This is a genomic window from Microbacterium alcoholitolerans (assembly GCF_050408615.1).
GTDB lineage: Bacteria > Actinomycetota > Actinomycetes > Actinomycetales > Microbacteriaceae > Microbacterium.
Map to the genome: position 1 here is coordinate 138838 of NZ_JBNTKD010000001.1, position 18408 is coordinate 157245.

Sequence of the window (18408 nt, forward strand, 5' to 3'; positions counted from 1 at the left end):
CATGGCGAGGGAGAATACGTCGAATCGTATTCGCGTGGCCTTCGATTCGACCGGAAGGAGAGAAGGCCCCCACCAGACGGTGGGGGCCTTCTCGATGGAGGGGATGACGGGAATCGAACCCGCGTCATTAGTTTGGAAGACTAAGGCTTTACCATTAAGCTACATCCCCGCAAGCGAGGCTCTCGCCCTCTCGGACGTCCGTTGAGCGGAGCGCCTCGTAAAGCATAGCGGACAGTCGGGGCCTTCTCGTCCGTTAGACTCGTGGAGGCCGTTCCCGCGCGCGGGTTCAAGCCGGGGCGTAGCTCAGCTTGGTAGAGCGCCCGCTTTGGGAGCGGGAGGTCGCAGGTTCAAATCCTGTCGCCCCGACCACGGCATCCAGACTTCACGACCGCGCCGTTCGTGCGGAAACCACAAGGAGAAACACCAGCATGGCCAACAGTACCGTCGAGAAGCTTTCCCCGACCCGGGTCAAGCTCACCATCACGGTCTCCCCTGAGGACCTCAAGCCCAGCATCGACCACGCGTACGAGCACATCGCTCAGGACGTGCAGATCCCTGGCTTCCGCAAGGGCAAGGTCCCGGCTCCGATCATCGACCAGCGCGTCGGTCGCACCGCAGTCATCGAGCACGCCGTCAACGAGGCGCTCGACCGCTTCTTCCGTGAGGCTGCCGCTGAGCACAGCGTGCGCGTCGTCGGTCGCCCGGCCGCCGAGATCACCCAGTGGCCGAACGAGAAGGACTTCTCCGGCGACCTGCTGGTCGACATCGAGGTCGACGTGCGGCCCGAGATCGAGCTGCCGAAGCTCGAGGACATCACGGTCACCGTCGACGCCGTCGAGGTCGATGACGCCGCTCTCGACAGCGAGCTCGACGAGCTGCGTGCTCGCTTCGGCACCTTGATCCCCGTCGACCGTCCCGCATCGAAGGGCGACTTCGTCGACCTCGACCTCGTCGCCAGCATCGACGGCGCTGAGATCGACCGCGCCGACGGCGTCTCGTACGAGATCGGCTCCGGCCAGCTGCTCGAGGGCATCGACGAGGCACTCGAGTCGCTGACCGCCGGCGAGGAGACCACCTTCCGATCGACGCTGGTCGGCGGCGACCACGCCGGTGAAGAGGCCGAGGTGTCCGTCACCCTGAAGTCCGTCAAGGAGCGCGAGCTGCCGGAGGCGGACGACGATTTCGCACAGATGGCATCCGAGTTCGACACCATCGCCGAGCTGCGCGACAGCCTCGCCGAGCGCGTCGGCCAGCAGGGGGTATTCACGCAGGGCGCCGCCGCGCGCGACCAGCTGATCGACACTCTTCTCGAGAAGATCGAGATCCCCGTTCCGGCCAAGCTCATCGAGGACGAGGTGCACAACCACCTCGAGTCCGAGAACCGTCTCGAGGACGACGAGCACCGCGCCGAGGTCACCGAGGCCAGCGAGAAGCAGTTCCGCACGCAGGTGCTGCTCGACACGATCGCCGAGAACGCGAACGTGCAGGTCTCGCAGGAGGAGCTCAGCCAGTACCTCATCCAGTCGGCAGCCCAGTACGGCATGCAGCCGCAGGAGTTCGTCGAGGCGCTGCAGGGTGCAGGACAGCTGCAGGCTCTCGTCGGTGAGGTCGCCCGCAACAAGGCTCTTGCCGCCACGCTCGGCAAGGTGAACATCGTCGACAGCAACGGCAAGGCCGTTGATCTGTCCGAGTTCATCGGCGACGCCGAGGACGACGACGCCGCCGACGAGGCTTCCGCCGCCGACGAGACTCCGGCCGACGAGGCGCCCGCCGACGAGGCGCCCGCCGAGGAGGCAGCCGCCGAGGAGAAGCCCGCCAAGAAGGCTCCGGCCAAGAAGAAGGCTCCGGCGAAGAAGAAGGACGACGCCGACAAGGCCGAGTGATCGCACATCGCTGACAGAGGGGTGGATGCCGCTGGCATCCGCCCCTCTTCGGTCTGCGGGCGCCGCTGCGCCCGCCACGCTGATATGCCGACGGCGAACACGGGCGAAGCCTCATCCGCCCGCCGGTAGATTCGAATCACCGAAACACGGAAACAGGAGCTGACATGGCTGAACCTCTGATGGCGACGAGCGTCTTCGACAGGCTGCTGAAGGATCGCATCATCTGGCTGGGCTCTGAGGTGCGCGATGAGAACGCGAACGAGATCTGCGCGAAGATCCTCCTTCTCGCCGCCGAGGACGCCGAGAAGGACATCTACCTCTACATCAACTCGCCCGGCGGCTCGATCACCGCGGGCATGGCGATCTACGACACCATGCAGTTCGTCCCGAATGACATCGTCACCGTCGGCATCGGCATGGCCGCGTCGATGGGTCAGCTCCTGCTGACCAGCGGCACCAAGGGCAAGCGCTACATCACCCCGAACGCCCGCGTGCTGCTGCACCAGCCGCACGGCGGCTTCGGCGGAACCTCGAGCGACATCCAGACCCAGGCGCAGCTCATCCTCTCGATGAAGCGCCGTCTCGCCGAGATCACGGCCGGTCAGACGGGCAAGAGTGTCGAGCAGATCAACGAGGACGGTGACCGCGACCGCTGGTTCACCGCTGATGAGGCCCTCGAGTACGGTTTCGTCGACCACATCCGCGAGCACGCCAGTGACGTGCACGGCGGCGGCGGCACCGGCGCGGACAAGTAAGGCAGGAACACACATGCACACCCCCACCTTCCGTGCCGCCGGCTCTCTGCTGGCCAATGAGCAGATGCCCTCCAGCCGTTACGTCCTCCCGCAGTTCGAGGAGCGCACCGCCTACGGCTTCAAGCGCCAGGACCCCTACAACAAGCTGTTCGAGGACCGCGTGATCTTCCTCGGCGTGCAGGTCGACGACGCGTCGGCCGACGACGTCATGGCGCAGCTGCTCGTCCTGGAGAGTCAGGACGCCGAGCGTGACATCACGATGTACATCAACTCGCCCGGTGGCTCGTTCACGGCGATGACGGCGATCTACGACACCATGCAGTACGTCGCGCCGCACATCCAGACCGTCGTGCTCGGCCAGGCGGCATCCGCGGCATCCGTGCTGCTCGCCGCCGGCGCGCCCGGCAAGCGCCTCGCGCTGCCCAACGCTCGCGTGCTGATGCACCAGCCGGCGATGGGCGAGGCCGGCCACGGCCAGGCGTCCGACATCGAGATCCAGGCTGCCGAGATCCTGCGCATGCGCACCTGGCTCGAGGAGACCATGGCCAAGCACACCGGCAAGCCGGTGGAGCAGATCAACAAGGACATCGACCGCGACAAGATCCTCTCGGCGCAGGAAGCGCTCGAGTACGGCATCGTCGACCAGGTGCTCAGCTCGCGCAAGCGCAGCAGCTGAGTCAGTCGCGTCCCGAGGGGCGGTCCGGCATCTGCCGGGCCGCCCCTCGTGCGTGTGCGCGCCGGCACCTGCCGCGGGAATGCGCGCTTCGCGCGGATCGAAGGGGCGGATCCGTCCGCGCGAAGCGCACAAATCCGCGCGAAGCGCGCGGACGGCGGATGCTGAAACCCCGAACCCGCCCGCAGATGTGCACTGCAACCACGCTGCGCTGCTCATGTGAGCAGAGTAATGCGCGCACGTCGGTCGCGACGTAGGCTGAATCCGAGAGGAGGATGCCGTGGACGACGAACTGCTGATGGTGCGTGTCGCTGAGCTCTCGTACGACGAGAACAGGACACAGGACGAGATCGGCGCGCTGCTCGGCATCTCCCGCTGGAAGGTCGGCAGGCTGCTGGTGCAGGCTCGCGAGCGGGGCATCGTCCGCATCGAGATCGTGCATCCCCGAGCCCGCAGGCTCGGCGTCGAGCGAGCACTCATCGAGCGATTCGGACTGACGGATGCCGTCGTGGTCCCGACTGCCGACGAGCCGGATGCCCTGCTGCACCGGGTCGCCGCCGCAGCCGCCGATCTGCTCACGGCGCTGCGACCCGTCCCGCGCGTGCTGGCGGTCAGCTGGGGGCGCACCCTCACTGCCGTCGCCGATGCGCTGCCCCAGGGGTGGGCGACCGGCGTCACCGTCGTGCAGGCCAACGGGGGAGTGAGCCTCAACCGCCGCTCCGGCGGGGCCGCTTCAGTTGCCGTCACCATGGCGCAGCGTGGCAGCGGACAGGCGGTCCTGCTGCCGAGCCCCGCCATCCTCGAGCGCATCGAGACGAAGCAGGCCATCGAGTCCGACCGCACCATCGCGGCGATCCTCGATCAGGCGGCCAGCGCGAACACCTTTCTGTTCACGGCGGGCCCGTGCGATCCGGCATCCGCTCATGTCGAGAACGGCTACCTCAGCACCGACGACATCGCCGAACTCGCCGGTCGCGGCGCCGTCGGCGACGTGCTCGGCCGCTACATCGACGCCGACGGCAACATCGTCGACCCCCAACTCGACGCCCGCACGGTCGGCGTCGCACTGAAGCAGGTGCGCGATGCGCCTCGCTCCATCTACGTCACCGCGGGTGCCCCCAAGCATGACATCGCGCGTACAGTCGTCAGCAACGGGCTGTGCAGCGTCCTGGTGACCGATGAATCCACAGCACAAGCACTCTTGGAGGAGATGTGACGACCACGGAAATGGTCCGCCGCACGGCGGTTGACGTGCTCGGCGGTGACCCCGACGATCAGACGCTGCGGCGCTTCCTGCACGGTCTGCCCGGCGTCGACGCCGTCGGCCTGGAGCAGCGGGCGGCCGGTCTCGGCACCCGCTCGATCAAGACGACGTCCAAGGCATGGGCGCTCGACAAGATCATCTCGCTCATCGACCTGACCACGCTCGAGGGCTCCGACACGGCGGGCAAGGTCCGCTCGCTCGTCGCGAAGGCGAAGACTCCGGATGCCGCGGACCCCAGCACCCCGCTGGTCGCCGCCGTCTGCGTGTACGGCGACATGGTCGGCCACGCGGTGGAGGCGCTCGGCGCCATGCACGGCGATCCCGATGACGGCCGCATCGCCGTCGCCGCGGTGGCGACTGCATTCCCATCGGGGCGCTCGTCGCTCGAGATCAAGCTCGCGGACACGGCCGATGCCGTCGCGGCCGGTGCCGACGAGATCGACATGGTCATCGACCGCGGCGCGTTCCTCGAGGGACGCTACGGGCTCGTCTTCGACCAGATCGCCCGCGTCAAGGAGGCCTGCCGTCGTGAGGACGGCACGTACGCCTCGCTGAAGGTCATCATGGAGACCGGCGAGCTGAACACCTACGACAACATCAAGCGCGCGTCGTGGCTGTCGATCCTCGCCGGCGGAGACTTCATCAAGACCTCGACGGGCAAGGTGTCGCCCGCGGCGACCCTGCCGACCACGCTGCTCATGCTCGAGACGGTGCGCGACTGGCATCGCGCGACGGGCGAGAAGATCGGTGTGAAGCCGGCCGGTGGCATCCGATCCTCCAAGGACGCCATCAAGTACCTCGTGACCGTCGCCGAGACGGCGGGCGAGGAGTGGCTGCAGCCGCACCTGTTCCGCTTCGGTGCCTCGAGCCTGCTCAACGACGTGCTCCTGCAGCGACAGAAGCTCAACACCGGGCACTACTCCGGCGCCGACTACGTCACCATCGACTGACACTTCGACAAGCTCAGCAGACCAAGGACAAAGAACATGTCATTCCTGGAATACGCACCGGCCCCCGAGTCGAAGGCGATCCTCAACCTCAAGGACAGCTACGGGCTGTTCATCGACGGCGAGTTCGTCGACGGGACGGGGTCGAGCTTCCACACCATCTCCCCGGCCGACGAGAGCCGCATCGCCGAGGTCGCCTCGGCATCGGACGAGGACATCGACCGCGCCGTCGCCGCAGCTCGCCGCGCACACGACAAGGTGTGGTCGAAGATGAGCGGACGCGACCGCGGCAAGTACCTGTTCCGCATCGCGCGCCTCGTTCAGGAGCGGGCCCGCGAGCTCGCGGTGGCCGAGAGCCTCGACAACGGCAAGCCGATCAAGGAGAGCCGCGACGTGGATGTGCCGCTGGTGGCATCCTGGTTCTTCTACTACGCCGGGTGGGCCGACAAGCTCGACTACGCCGGACTCGGCGCGAACCCGAAGGCACTGGGAGTCGCCGGCCAGATCATCCCGTGGAACTTCCCGCTGCTGATGCTGGCATGGAAGATCGCGCCCGCTCTCGCTGCGGGCAACACCGTGGTGCTCAAGCCCGCCGAGACCACTCCGCTGACTGCTCTGATCTTCGCCGAGATCGTCCAGCAGGCCGATCTGCCCGCCGGCGTCGTCAACATCGTCACCGGCGCCGGTTCCACGGGCGCCACGCTCGTGCGGCACGCGGACGTCGACAAGGTCGCCTTCACCGGCTCCACAGGCGTCGGGCGCAACATCGCCAAGGCCATCGCCGGCACCGATAAGAAGGTCACCCTCGAACTGGGCGGCAAGGCCGCGAACATCGTCTTCGACGACGCGCCGATCGATCAGGCCGTCGAGGGGATCGTCAACGGCATCTTCTTCAACCAGGGACATGTGTGCTGCGCAGGCAGCCGCCTGCTGGTGCAGGAGTCGATCCATGACGAGGTCATCGATCGGCTCAAGCACCGGCTGTCGACGCTGCGCCTCGGCGACCCGCTCGACAAGAACACCGACATCGGCGCCATCAACTCCGCCGCTCAGCTCGAGCGCATCCGCGAGCTGAGCGACATCGGCGAAGCCGAAGGTGCCGAGCGCTGGACTGCGGACTGCGCCATCCCGGAGAAGGGCTTCTGGTTCGCCCCGACGATCTTCACCGGCGTCGAGGCATCGCACCGCATCGCACGCGACGAGGTGTTCGGACCTGTGCTGTCGGTGCTGACCTTCCGCACCCCGGCCGAGGCCATCGCGAAGGCGAACAACACCCCGTACGGGCTGTCGGCCGGCATCTGGAGCGACAAGGGCTCCCGCATCCTCGCGGTTGCAGACCGGCTGCGTGCCGGTGTGGTGTGGGCGAACACATTCAACCGCTTCGACCCGGCCAGCCCGTTCGGCGGCTACAAGGAATCCGGCTACGGCCGCGAGGGCGGACGCCACGGCCTCACCGCATACCTGAAGGGAGCTTCGGCATGAGCAAGCGACAGACTGACTCCAACCGGCTCAGCATTCCGAAGACGTACAAGCTCGCCATCGGCGGGGCGTTCCCTCGCAGCGAGTCCGGTCGCACCTATGAGGTCGTCTCCGCGAAGGGCGCGTTCATCGCGAACGCAGCAAAGGCGTCGCGCAAGGATGCCAGGGATGCCGTCGTCGCCGCGCGCGCGGCGGTGAAGGGCTGGTCCGGTGCCACCGCGTACAACCGCGGGCAGGTGCTGTACCGCGTGGCGGAGATCCTCGAGGGTCGTCGCGCGCAGTTCATCGACGAGATCGCCCTGCAGGAGGGCGTGAGCGCCGCCGCCGCGGGTGCGCAGGTGGATGCCGCCATCGACCTGTGGGTCTGGTACGCCGGATGGTGCGACAAATATGCGCAGGTCGCCGGAAACGCCAACCCGGTGTCCGGACCGTACTTCAACATCTCGGTCCCCGAGCCCACGGGCGTCGTCGCGACCATCGCTCCGCAGGATTCCGCGCTGCTCGGGCTCGTGTCGGTCATCGCACCTGCGCTGGTCACCGGGAACGCGGTGGTCGTCATCGCCAGCGAGCGCTTCCCGCTCTCGGCGATCACCCTCGCGGAGGTTCTCGCCACCAGCGACGTTCCCGGGGGAGTGGTGAACGTGCTGACCGGCTCGCCTGCCGAGATGGGCCCGTGGCTGGCATCCCACGCGGACGTCAACGCGCTCGATCTCACCGGCGCGGCTCAGGTCGACTGGATCGAACTGGAGATCGCCGCGGCCGACACGCTCAAGCGCGTGCTGCGTCCGGGCGCCTCCGAGCCGAGCCTCGATCGGATCGCGGCGTTCACCGAGACGAAGACCGTCTGGCACACCAAGTCGATGGTGTGATCTGCAGCGGAGGGGTCCGGGCGCGCGTCGTGCGCCCGGACCTTTCTCATGTCTGCGTGCCAATGCGGCCCGGTGTCGGCGCTGGAGGTTAGGCTCGGAAGACGATCTCTTGATCCCCCGAGGAGGACGCGCATGGCACGCATCGGTGAAAGCGCTGATCTGTTCAAATGCTCATTCTGCGGAAAGAGCCAGAAGCAGGTCCAGCAGCTGATCGCTGGTCCCGGCGTGTACATCTGCGATGAATGCGTCGAGCTGTGCAACGAGATCATCGAAGAGCGCATGGCCGAAGCCGGAGGCGGTCCCGTCGTCGACTTCGAGCTGCCCAAGCCTCGCGAGATCTTCGCATTCCTCGAGGAGTACGTCGTCGGGCAGGATCCGGCGAAGAAGGCCCTCGCAGTTGCTGTCTACAACCACTACAAGCGGGTGCGTGCCCGGGGCACCCTCCAGCCGGCCGAGCAGAAGGCCGAAGAGGTCGAGGTCGCCAAGAGCAATATCCTCATGCTCGGTCCCACCGGATGCGGCAAGACCTATCTCGCGCAGACACTCGCCAAGCGACTCAACGTGCCGTTCGCCGTCGCCGACGCCACGGCGCTCACTGAGGCCGGCTACGTCGGCGAAGACGTCGAGAACATCCTGCTGAAGCTGCTGCAGGCCGCCGACTACGACACCAAGCGCGCCGAGACCGGCATCATCTACATCGATGAGATCGACAAGATCGCGCGCAAGGCGGAGAACCCCTCGATCACCAGGGATGTCTCCGGTGAGGGCGTTCAGCAGGCGCTGCTGAAGATCCTCGAGGGAACGGTCGCCTCCGTGCCACCGCAGGGCGGCAGAAAGCACCCTCATCAGGAGTTCCTGCAGATCGACACCACCAATGTGCTCTTCATCGTGGCCGGTGCGTTCGCGGGCCTTGAGGACATCATCTCGGCGCGCGTCGGCAAGCACGGTGTGGGCTTCGGCGCCCCGCTGCATGACAAGGGCAAAGACCTCGATCTGTTCAGCGAGGTGCTGCCCGAGGATCTCCACAAGTTCGGACTGATCCCCGAGTTCATCGGCCGTCTGCCTGTCGTGACCTCGGTCTCACCGCTCGATCAGGAAGCGCTGATCGAAATCCTCACCGGACCTCGCAACGCACTGGTCAAGCAGTATCAGCGCATGTTCGAGCTGGACGGCGTCCAGCTGGAGTTCGACGAGGATGCCCTGCGTTCTATCGCGGATCTCGCAGTGGAACGCAAGACCGGCGCCCGTGGCCTCCGAGCGATTCTCGAGGACGTGCTGGGGCCGATCATGTTCGAGATCCCCTCGGCTGAGGACGTCTCCAAGGTCGTCGTCACCAAGGCCGCCGTCGAAGACGGCGCCGCCCCCACGATCGTCATGGCTCGCAAGCGCAAGAGCGCCTGACCCTGCGAAGAGGCTAGCGCCCAGCGTTCGTCGAACGCTGCGCGGATCGCTGCCCGCGAGTCAGGATTCGAGTCCGCGCCGCTTCAGCAGCGGTGCGATCTCGGCATCCCGCCCGCGGAAGTCTCGGTAGGCGTCCAGCGGATCCTTCGATCCGCCGACGCCCAGCAGGCGCTGTCGGAAGCGGTCGCCGTTCCTGCGGGTGAGGCCGCCGTTCGAGCGGAACCACTCGACGGCGTCGGCGTCGAGCACCTCGCTCCAGATGTACGAGTAGTAACCGGCGCTGTAGCCGCCCGAGAACACGTGTGCGAAGTAGGCCGACGAGTACCGGGTGGGAATTACGGGGTTCAGCAGCCCGAGATCGGCCAGGGCCGCCCTCTCGAACTCGGCGACGTCGGCGATCTCCGTCTCAGCGCCGATCCTGTGCCAGGCCTGATCCAGCCATGCCGCAGCCAGGTACTCGCTCGTCGCATGCCCCTGGTTGAATGTCTCGGACGAGCGCAGTCGATCGACGATCGCGCCATCCAGCGGTTCGTCCGTCTCGTGGTGGCGCGCGTAATTCTCAAGGACCTCGTCCCAGAGGATCCACATCTCGTTCACCTGGCTGGGGAACTCGACGAAGTCACGGAACACGTTGGTGCCCGCGAAGTGCGGGTAGCCGACCCGCGCGAACAGCCCGTGCAGCGCATGGCCGAACTCGTGGAAGAGCGTCGTCACCTCGTCGAGGGTGAGGAGGGTCGGCTCGCCGTCACCGGGCTGCGAGACGTTGAGATTGTTGACGACCACCGGAAGCTGGCCGCGCAGCGCGGATTGGCTGACGATCGGGTTCATCCAGGCGCCGCCGCGTTTGGAGTCGCGCGTGTACAGATCGAGCACGTACAGTCCGACGGGTGCGCCGTCCTCGTCGTGCACCTCGAAGATGCGCGCGCCGGGGTGGTACGAGGGCAGGTCGGTGCGCTCGGTGAATCGGATGCCGTAAAGCTGCGTCGCCGCGAAGAACACACCGTCCCGCAGAACGCGCTCCGCCTCGAAGTACGCGCGCAGGGCAGCAGCGTCGATGTCGTAGCGTGCGCGTCGAACCTTCTCGGTGTAGAACGCCCAGTCGTGCGCCTCAAGGCTGAACGGCTCCGGCTCGGTGGCATCGATGATCTCCTGCAGCGCGGCGCGCTCACTTTCCGCGTTGCGAGCAGCCGGGGCGGCGAGCTCGCGCAGCATCCGCTCCACTGCCTCGGGGGAGCCGGCCGTCTCGTCATCGGTGACGTACGCGGCATGCGAGTCGTAGCCGAGCAGTGCCGCGCGCTCGGCGCGCAGGGTCACGATCTCGGTGAGCACGGCGCGGTTGTCGTGTTCCTCTCCGCGGGAAGCGCGGGACAGTGACGCCGCCATGATGCGCTGCCGGCTCTCGCGCACCGTGAGAGATGCGAGGTACGGATGCCCGCTGAACAACGGCAGCGAGACCAGGTACTTGCCCTCCATTCCTCGCTCGGCGGCGGCGCGTGCGGTGGCGCTCACCTCACCCGCGGCAAGGCCGTTGAGCTCCGCCACGTCCCCGAAGACGACGGCGAGGTCGTTCGTGTCGCCGAGCAGGTTCTTCTCGAACGTCGTGCTCAGCGTCGACAGGCGCTGATTCAGCGCCTTCAGCCTCTGCTTGTCCTCGGCGTCGAGGGCAGCGCCTGCGTGGGTCATCTCACGGAAGTGCCGGCGCACGAGGTAGCGCTGCTCGTCGGTGAGGTCGGGGCGATCGCCGAGGCGCTCGTGCACCTGCGAGACCCGCCAGTACAGCTGTGAGTCGAGCTGGATCGCGTCATGGTGAGCGGACATCAGCGGCGCGAGCTCTTCTTCCACAGCCTGGATCTCGGGTGTCGCATCCGCCGAGCTGACCGTGTAGAACGTGTGAGCGATCCGGTCGAGCAGCTCGCCGCTGCGTTCGAGCGCCTCGATTGTGTTCTCGAACGTCGGCATCGACCGCACCATCGTGATCGCGCGGATCTCGGCGAGGTGATCGTCGAACGCCTGCCGGAACGCGGGCAGGTAGTGCACCGGGCGGATCGCCGCAAAGTCGGGCAGCGCGTACGGGAGCGATGAGGGGGACAAGAGCGGGTTGGCGTCCACAGTCATGCTCCGAGTTTATGGGCCGGCTTCATCCGGTCAGAGTCGCCATGACGCGCTCGAGAGCCTCTGCGACGAGCCGCACCGAGCGGCGGCGCAGGTTCTCGGGCCTGGTGAGCACGTCGATCATCCGGTTCGTGCTCACACCCAGCAGCGGGCGGCGCACCACGCCGGTCGCGTCGGCGACGACCGAGGTGTACCGCGGCAGCATCCCGATCACGCCGCCGGCGGCGATGACCGTCGCCGCGACACCGTAGTCGTTGATCCGGTGCACGATCTCGACCGGCGAGTTCGTCACGGCGGCGATGGTGCGCAGCACGTCGTCGGGGGAGTAGCCTGCGCGGCTCGTGACCCAGCGCTCGCCGACGACCTGTTCAGGAGTGAGCACGGCGAGCGGCGCGAGCGGATGCGATGGCGCGAGTGCGATGTCGAGCGGCTCGGTCGCGAGCGGCACGGAGCGGATGCCGTTCTGCGGCCACCGGGCGCTGTGCTCCATGCGGTGCGCGAGGACCAGGTCGTAACGTCCGGTGAGAGCGGGGAACTCGCTCTGCGCGACGTCCTCATCGGTGAATCTGACGGTCGGTACGTGGTCACCGGTGCCGAGTTCTCGGATCAGCGGTCCGAACAGCGCCTGCGCGGCGCTGAGAAACCCGCTGACTGTGACGACGCCCGAGGGCGCGGTCTCGAATCTGTCCACGGCGCTGCGGGCGGCCGCCATGGCGTCGAGCGCATCGGCGCCTGCTTCGGCAAGCACCTCGCCGGCGGGCGTCAGCACGAGCGTGCGCCCCTGCTTGCGGGTGAGCGGGGTGGCGATCCCGCGCTGCAGTGCGGCAAGCTGCTGCGACACGGCCGAGGGTGAGATGCGCAGGGCCTCGGCGACGGCGGTGACGCTGCCGAGGGCGGCGAGTTCGCGCAGGAGCTGCAGCTGCTGGAGGTTCACTCTCTCATCCAACCATGAAGCAGATCTGAAGTGTTGCTGCAGAATGTAGGCATTGATCTTCATCATCGAGTGGAGTGTGATCGAAGTATGAAAGCGCTGTTCAAAGACGGTCCGCGCGCCGGTCTCGAACTGGTCGATCGGCCGGATCCGGCAGCCGGCACCGGCGAGGTGGTCATCCGGGTGATGCGCACCGGCATCTGCGGCACCGACCTGCACATCCGTCGATGGGACGATTGGGCTGCCTCCGCCATCTCGACGCCGCTGATCCCCGGACACGAGTTCTACGGCGAGGTCGTCGAGGTGGGCCCCCTCGTGCACGACATCTCCGTGGGCGATCGGGTCTCAGGCGAGGGGCACATCGTCTGCGGCACGTGCCGCAACTGTCGCGCGGGGCGTCGGCAGATGTGCATCCGCACGATCGGGCTCGGGCTGCAGCGCGATGGAGCGTTCGCCGAGTACCTGTCGCTGCCCGCGACCAACGTCTGGGTGCACCATGACGACGTCACTCCCGAGCTCGGCGCGATCTTCGACCCGCTCGGCAACGCCGTGCACACCGCGCTCACCTATCGCGTCGTCGGCGAAGACGTGCTCGTCACCGGCTGCGGGCCCATCGGCCTCATGTCGATCGCCGTCGCACGACATGCGGGCGCTCGGTACATCGTGGCCACCGATGTCAGCGCGCCGCGGCTCGAGATGGCGGGGCTCATGGGCGCCGACGAGGTCGTCGACGTCTCGCAGCACGACATCCACGAGGCGCAGAGGTCCCTGGGTATGCGCGAGGGCTTCGACATCGGCTTCGAGATGAGCGGGGCGCCCACGGCGCTGCCGGCGATGATCGACAACATGAAGCACGGCGGGCAGATCGCCATGCTCGGCTTGCCCAGCAGCGGTTTCGACATCGACTGGGGCAAGCTCGTCACCCACATGCTCACCATCAAGGGCATCTACGGACGCGAGATGTTCGAGACGTGGAACGCGATGGGGGCCATGCTGCACACCAGCGCGACGCTGCGCGACGCGATCGGCCGCGTCATCGCCGACTGCATCCCCGCCCGGGACTGGGAGCGCGGCTTCGAGGCCGCGGAATCGGCAGGCACGGGAAAGATCATCCTCGACTGGACGGAACTCTGATGTACACGACATTCAAAGACCACCTCGCTGACGAGCTCGCCGAGATCGAGAAGGCCGGGCTCACCAAGCGCGAGCGCGGAATCGCCGGTCCTCAGCAGGCCGAGATCACCACGGGCGGCACCCGGGTGCTGAACTTCTGCGCGAACAACTACCTGGGCCTCGCCGACGACCCGCGCATCCTGGCGGCCGCGAAGCGTGCTCTCGACGACTGGGGCTACGGTCTCGCGAGCGTCCGGTTCATCTGCGGCACGCAGGACCAGCACCTCGAACTTGAGCGACGCCTCGCCGCCTTCCTCGGCACGGAAGACGCCATCCTGTACTCCTCCTGCTTCGACGCGAACGGCGGGGTGTTCGAGACGCTGTTCTCGGCCGAGGACGCCATCATCTCGGATGAGCTGAACCACGCATCCATCATCGACGGCATCCGACTGTCGAAGGCCCGCCGCCTTCGCTACCGCAATCGCGACATGTCCGATCTCGAGGAGCAGCTGAAGTCGGCATCCGACGCGCGATTTCGCGTCATCGTCACCGACGGCGTCTTCTCCATGGACGGGTACATCGCGCCCCTGCAGAAGATCTGCGACCTCGCCGAGCGCTATGGCGCGCTCGTCTTCGTCGATGACTCGCACGCGGTCGGCTTCGTGGGGGAGAACGGGCGGGGCACGCCCGAGCTGTGCGGCGTGGAAGGGCGCGTCGACATCTACACCGGCACATTCGGGAAGGCGCTCGGCGGGGCGTCCGGCGGGTACGTGGCCGCGCACCGCGACATCGTCGCGCTGCTGCGTCAGCGCTCGCGCCCCTACCTCTTCTCGAACACTCTCGCACCATCGATCGTCGCCGGCACGCTGACGGCGCTCGACCTGGTCGAGGGGTCCGGCGCGCTGCGTGCACGACTGCGCGCGAACGCCGCGCTGTTCCGCGATCTGATGGCGGCAGAGGGATTCGAACTGCTGCCGGGGGAGCACCCCATCGTGCCCGTCATGTTCGGCGACGCAGCACTGACCGCGCGGATCGCCGACGAGATGCAACGGGAGGGCGTCTACGTGACCGCGTTCAGCTTCCCCGTCGTGCCGCGCGGACGTGCGCGCATCCGCGTGCAGCTGTCGGCGGCACACACGCCCGAGCAGGTCGAGCGGTGCGTCGCGGCCTTCGTCGCGGCCCGCGCCGCAGTGAGCTGAAACCGCAGAGATCTTTTTGCAAAGGACTGCTTGCAAAGATTTCTTTGCAAGGGTATCTTTGCATGCATGACGAACCACGAAGCGGGACGCACCCTCGACGCAGGCGCGCTGAAGGCACTCGCGCACCCGCTGCGGGTGCGCATCTATGACCTGCTCAGTGAGCGAGGCGCTCAGACGGCAAGCACGCTCGCATCGCTGATCGGCGAGACCTCTGGCTCCACCAGCTATCACCTGCGAGCGCTCGCCGCGCACGATCTCATCCGCGAGGTTCCCGGCAAGGGCACGGGACGAGAGCGCTGGTGGGAGCGTCCAAAGGGTCGGGTCAATCTGCCGGCACCGAGCGACGCGACATCCGCCGCAGAGCGCGCCGCCTCGCAGATCGTGAACGCCGAGTTCTTCGCACGCAGGCATGAGACGCTGCTCGAGTATCTGAACCGGCCGAACGATGCCGCATCCGATCCCTGGCGCGACGCGAGCCTCATCGTCTCGACGAACTTCGACATCACCATCGAGCAGATGACCGCACTCAGGCAGGAAGTGCTCGACGTCGTCGATGCCGCGGTCGAGCGCTACCGCGGGCAGAAGTCCGCGAGCACCCGTCGCGTCACACTGCGCCTCGACCTGTTCGATCTCCCGACGACCGCCAACACCCCCGAGGAGGATTCATGACCGCCGCCACACTGCACATCGCCGCACCGACGATCATCGAGCGCTCGCTGCTGCGCATCGCCGACGCGATCACCGCGTTCGTCGCACGCCGCAGTGCCGTGCGCGCCGAGCGTCGTGAGATCGCCCTCGACATGCTCCGCGAGCAGCAAGCACGCAAGCACGACCCTCGCGCGATCGAGCACGCCCTGGCGCAGCTCGGTCTGCCTCGGCGCTGATCGCACGTTCCGCGTGGCGCGAGAGTCAGTCCTCGAAGGGGCGGGCGATGACGTCACCGGATGCGGTGATCAGCACCTCCCAGCCGAGATCCAGTTCTGCGAGAGGGCGGCCCTCGAGCCAGGTGAGCGTCCAGTGTCCGCCCTGCGATGTGCTGACGGACTCATCCGCCTCAACCTCGGAGATCGCGGCGTGAAGCTCCGCCGGCACGGATGCCGGCGGACGCGCGCCTTTCGCCCACCGCGTGCCGAGCTGCATCAGCTCTCCACCGGGACGAGCTCGATCGCCGTGACGCTCAGCTCGTCGGCATCCGCGAAATCGAGCTCGGCGATGCGGCCGACTGCGCGCAGATCATCGGCTGCCGCGCGCAGCGCCTCGACCTTCTGCGCCGGAGCGGCAATCGTCGCGCGGGCCACCGGCGTCTTCTGCGAGGCCTTGGCCTCGGTCTTCGCCCGGCGGATGCCGATCAGCGCCTCGCTGGCGGCGGCCAGCACGGCGGTGTCGCCCTCGATGCCGAGGGGCACCGGCCACGATGCCGTGTGGATCGAGCCCTCCTCGAACCACGACCAGGCCTCTTCGGTCGCGAACGACACGATCGGCGCGAGCAGGCGCAGCAGAGTGGAAAGCGCGAGACGCAGTGCGAGCGCGGCGGATGCCTGCCCGAGGTCGGTCTGATCGTAGGCGCGCTCCTTGACGAGTTCGAGGTAGTCGTCGCAGAACGTCCAGAAGAAGGCCTCCGTCACCTCGAGCGCCTTCGCCTGGTCGTAGTTCTCGAACGCCTTGGTCGCTTCGCGCACAACCGCGTCGAGGGCGGTGAGCATCGAGGCATCCAGCGCGTGGGTCACGTGCGCGCCCTCGGGAACGGGGAAGGACAGCACGAACTTCGCGGCGTTGAGGATCTTGATCGCCAGGCGGCGGCCGATCTTCACCTGCGTCGGGTTCTGCGGGTCGAAGGCGGCATCCATGCCAAGGCGGCTGGAAGCCGACCAGTAGCGCACCGCGTCCGAGCCGTGCTTGTCGAGGATGTCCGCGGGGGTGACGACGTTGCCCTTCGACTTCGACATCTTCTTGCGGTCGGGATCCACGATGAAGCCCGAGATCGCGGCGTTGCGCCACGGAGCGCGGGAGTCCTCGAGGGTCGAGCGCAGCATGGTCGAGAACAGCCAGGTGCGGATGATGTCCTGGCCCTGCGGGCGCACGTCGAACGGTGCGACGAGGTTCCACAGCTCCTCGTCGCGCTGCCATCCGCCGGCCAGCTGGGGCGTGAGCGACGAGGTGGCCCAGGTGTCGAAGATGTCCTGCTCGGCCTCGAACCCGCCGGGCACGCCGCGCTGCTCCGCCGTGTAGCCGGCCGGCACGTCGCTGGTCGGGTCGATCGGCAGAACGTCGTGCGAAGGAGTGATCACGCGGTCGTAGTCGCGCTCGCCGTTCTCGTCCAGCCCGTACCAGACGGGGATCGGCACGCCGAAGAAGCGCTGGCGCGAAACCAGCCAATCGCCGGTCAGCCCGCCCACCCAGTTCTCGTAGCGCACGCGCATGAACTCGGGATGCCAGGCGACGTCGCGTCCGTTCTTCAGCAGCTCGTCGCGCAGATCCTGATCACGCGCGCCGTTGCGGATGTACCATTGCCGCGTCGAGACGATCTCGAGCGGGCGGTCGCCCTTCTCGAAGAACTTCACCGCGTGGTTGAACGGCTTGCCGACCGCCGTCATGTCGCCGGTCTCCTGCAGCTTCTCGACGATCGCCTTGCGCGCACTGAACACGGTCTTGCCGCCGACGCTCTCCGCGTACCAGTCGCGCGCGTGCGCGTCTGCCACCATCTCGGGGGCGTCGGGCAGGAACCGGCCGTCGAGTCCGATGGTCGTCATGTTCGGCAGGGAGTCGCCGGCCGTCGTGCGCAGCTCGCGCCACCACACGATGTCGGTCACGTCGCCGAAGGTGCAGACCATCGCGGCGCCGGTGCCCTTGTCAGGCTGCGCGAGGTGGTGACCGTGGATCTCGATCTCGGCGCCGAAGAACGGCGTGCGCACCTTCGTGCCGATCAGGTGCTTGTGCGGCCCGTCGGGATGCGTCACGATCGCGATGCACGCCGGGAGCAGCTCGGGACGGGTCGTGTCGACCGCGATCGAGCCTGAGCCGTCCGCGAACGGGAACTCGATGGTGTGGTACGCCGCCTGCTGCTCGCGATCCTCGAGCTCGGCCTGCGCGATCGCGGAGCGGAAGTCGATGTCCCACAGCGTCGGCGCGAGCGACTGATACGCCTCGCCGCGCTCCAGCCCGCGCAGGAAGGCGAGCTGGCTCTGACGGATCGTGTCGTCGGAGATCGTGCGATACGTCTGCGTCCAGTCGACGCTCAGCCCGAGCTGACGAAACAGCGCCTCGAACTGCTTCTCGTCCTCGACGGTGAGCTTCTCGCACAGCTCGATGAAGTTGCGGCGGCTGATCGGCAGCTGGTCCGCAGCCCGGGACGACTTGTTGCTGCCGCCCTCGAACGGGGGAGTGAACTCCGGGTCGTACGGGAGAGAGGGGTCGCAGCGGACGCCGTAGTAGTTCTGCACGCGGCGCTCGGTGGGCAGGCCGTTGTCGTCCCAGCCCATCGGGTAGAAGACGCTCTTTCCGCGCATGCGCTCGAAGCGCGCCTTGACGTCGGTGTGCGTGTACGAGAACACATGGCCGATGTGCAGGCTGCCGGAGGCCGTCGGCGGAGGAGTGTCGATCGAGTAGACACCGTCGCGTCCGGATGCCGCGGCGCCTGTGCGATCGAACAGGAACGTCCCCTGTTCGGACCAGCGCTCACCCCACTTCGCTTCGAGACCTTCGAGTGCGGGCTTGTCAGGAATGCTGGACATGAAGGTCTCCTCGAGCGATGTGTGCGGCACTGTGTGAGCGTGCCTGAGTGT

The 18408-nt window shown here is 67.3% G+C and carries 16 protein-coding genes and 2 tRNA genes; 13 read left to right on the forward strand and 5 right to left on the reverse strand.

Annotated features, from left to right (window positions below; genetic code table 11):
- Positions 1-95: 95 nt before the first annotated feature.
- Positions 96-169: transfer RNA gene (locus tag ACQUSX_RS00680), tRNA-Gly, on the reverse strand.
- Between the two features lie 123 nt (positions 170-292).
- Between ACQUSX_RS00680 and ACQUSX_RS00685 the strand changes: the two genes are divergently transcribed.
- The 9 genes from ACQUSX_RS00685 to clpX all read left to right on the forward strand — a co-directional run bounded on the left by ACQUSX_RS00685 (position 293) and on the right by clpX (position 9271).
- Positions 293-369: transfer RNA gene (locus ACQUSX_RS00685), tRNA-Pro, on the forward strand.
- 59 nt (positions 370-428) lie between these two features.
- On the forward strand, positions 429-1883 hold the full coding sequence (tig, locus tag ACQUSX_RS00690) for a trigger factor (protein ID WP_428905059.1): 1455 nt from the start codon (positions 429-431) through the stop codon (positions 1881-1883).
- 164 nt (positions 1884-2047) lie between these two features.
- Positions 2048-2638, forward strand: a complete 591-nt coding sequence (locus ACQUSX_RS00695) for an ATP-dependent Clp protease proteolytic subunit (RefSeq protein WP_428905060.1) — start codon at positions 2048-2050, stop codon at positions 2636-2638.
- 13 nt (positions 2639-2651) lie between these two features.
- Entirely contained in the window at positions 2652-3314 is a 663-nt protein-coding gene (locus tag ACQUSX_RS00700; protein WP_428905061.1) for an ATP-dependent Clp protease proteolytic subunit, read from the forward strand.
- Between the two features lie 277 nt (positions 3315-3591).
- Complete coding sequence (locus ACQUSX_RS00705; RefSeq protein WP_428905062.1) at positions 3592-4527, forward strand: sugar-binding transcriptional regulator; 936 nt, start codon at positions 3592-3594, stop codon at positions 4525-4527.
- A gap of 11 nt (positions 4528-4538) precedes the next feature.
- Positions 4539-5525 (forward strand): deoxyribose-phosphate aldolase, encoded by a 987-nt coding sequence (gene deoC, locus ACQUSX_RS00710; RefSeq protein WP_428907563.1) that lies wholly within the window; start codon positions 4539-4541, stop codon positions 5523-5525.
- A gap of 36 nt (positions 5526-5561) precedes the next feature.
- Positions 5562-7004: an aldehyde dehydrogenase family protein gene (locus ACQUSX_RS00715; protein ID WP_428905063.1), complete on the forward strand. Its 1443-nt coding sequence runs from the start codon at positions 5562-5564 to the stop codon at positions 7002-7004.
- Positions 7001-7870: an aldehyde dehydrogenase family protein gene (locus ACQUSX_RS00720; RefSeq protein ID WP_428905064.1), complete on the forward strand. Its 870-nt coding sequence runs from the start codon at positions 7001-7003 to the stop codon at positions 7868-7870. The genes ACQUSX_RS00715 and ACQUSX_RS00720 overlap by 4 nt, the downstream gene beginning before the upstream one ends.
- 132 nt (positions 7871-8002) lie before the next feature.
- Positions 8003-9271, forward strand: a complete 1269-nt coding sequence (gene clpX / locus ACQUSX_RS00725; protein ID WP_428905065.1) for an ATP-dependent Clp protease ATP-binding subunit ClpX — start codon at positions 8003-8005, stop codon at positions 9269-9271.
- A gap of 60 nt (positions 9272-9331) precedes the next feature.
- On the opposite strand, the gene ACQUSX_RS00730 is transcribed toward clpX, so the two are convergent.
- Both ACQUSX_RS00730 and ACQUSX_RS00735 read right to left on the reverse strand, forming a co-directional pair.
- The gene (locus tag ACQUSX_RS00730; protein WP_428905066.1) at positions 9332-11386 is read right to left on the reverse strand and encodes a M3 family metallopeptidase; all 2055 of its coding nucleotides are present in this window, start codon (positions 11384-11386) and stop codon (positions 9332-9334) included.
- Positions 11387-11408: 22 nt separating this feature from the next.
- Entirely contained in the window at positions 11409-12317 is a 909-nt protein-coding gene (locus tag ACQUSX_RS00735) for a LysR family transcriptional regulator (RefSeq protein ID WP_428905067.1), read from the reverse strand.
- Between the two features lie 87 nt (positions 12318-12404).
- Between ACQUSX_RS00735 and tdh the strand changes: the two genes are divergently transcribed.
- From tdh to ACQUSX_RS00755, 4 genes are all read left to right on the forward strand, one after another.
- A complete protein-coding gene (gene tdh / locus ACQUSX_RS00740) occupies positions 12405-13448 on the forward strand; it encodes an L-threonine 3-dehydrogenase (RefSeq protein ID WP_428905068.1) in 1044 nt (347 codons plus the stop codon).
- On the forward strand, positions 13448-14626 hold the full coding sequence (locus ACQUSX_RS00745) for a glycine C-acetyltransferase (RefSeq protein ID WP_428905069.1): 1179 nt from the start codon (positions 13448-13450) through the stop codon (positions 14624-14626). The genes tdh and ACQUSX_RS00745 overlap by 1 nt, the downstream gene beginning before the upstream one ends.
- 66 nt (positions 14627-14692) lie before the next feature.
- Positions 14693-15295 carry an ArsR/SmtB family transcription factor gene (locus ACQUSX_RS00750; RefSeq protein WP_428905070.1) on the forward strand — a complete coding sequence of 201 codons (603 nt, stop codon included), beginning with the start codon at positions 14693-14695 and terminating at the stop codon, positions 15293-15295.
- A complete protein-coding gene (locus ACQUSX_RS00755; RefSeq protein WP_428905071.1) occupies positions 15292-15510 on the forward strand; it encodes a hypothetical protein in 219 nt (72 codons plus the stop codon). The genes ACQUSX_RS00750 and ACQUSX_RS00755 overlap by 4 nt, the downstream gene beginning before the upstream one ends.
- Positions 15511-15535: 25 nt before the next feature.
- On the opposite strand, the gene ACQUSX_RS00760 is transcribed toward ACQUSX_RS00755, so the two are convergent.
- A complete protein-coding gene (locus ACQUSX_RS00760) occupies positions 15536-15766 on the reverse strand; it encodes a hypothetical protein (protein WP_428905072.1) in 231 nt (76 codons plus the stop codon).
- Complete coding sequence (gene valS, locus ACQUSX_RS00765; protein ID WP_428905073.1) at positions 15766-18357, reverse strand: valine--tRNA ligase; 2592 nt, start codon at positions 18355-18357, stop codon at positions 15766-15768. The genes ACQUSX_RS00760 and valS overlap by 1 nt, the downstream gene beginning before the upstream one ends.
- Positions 18358-18408: the final 51 nt, after the last annotated feature.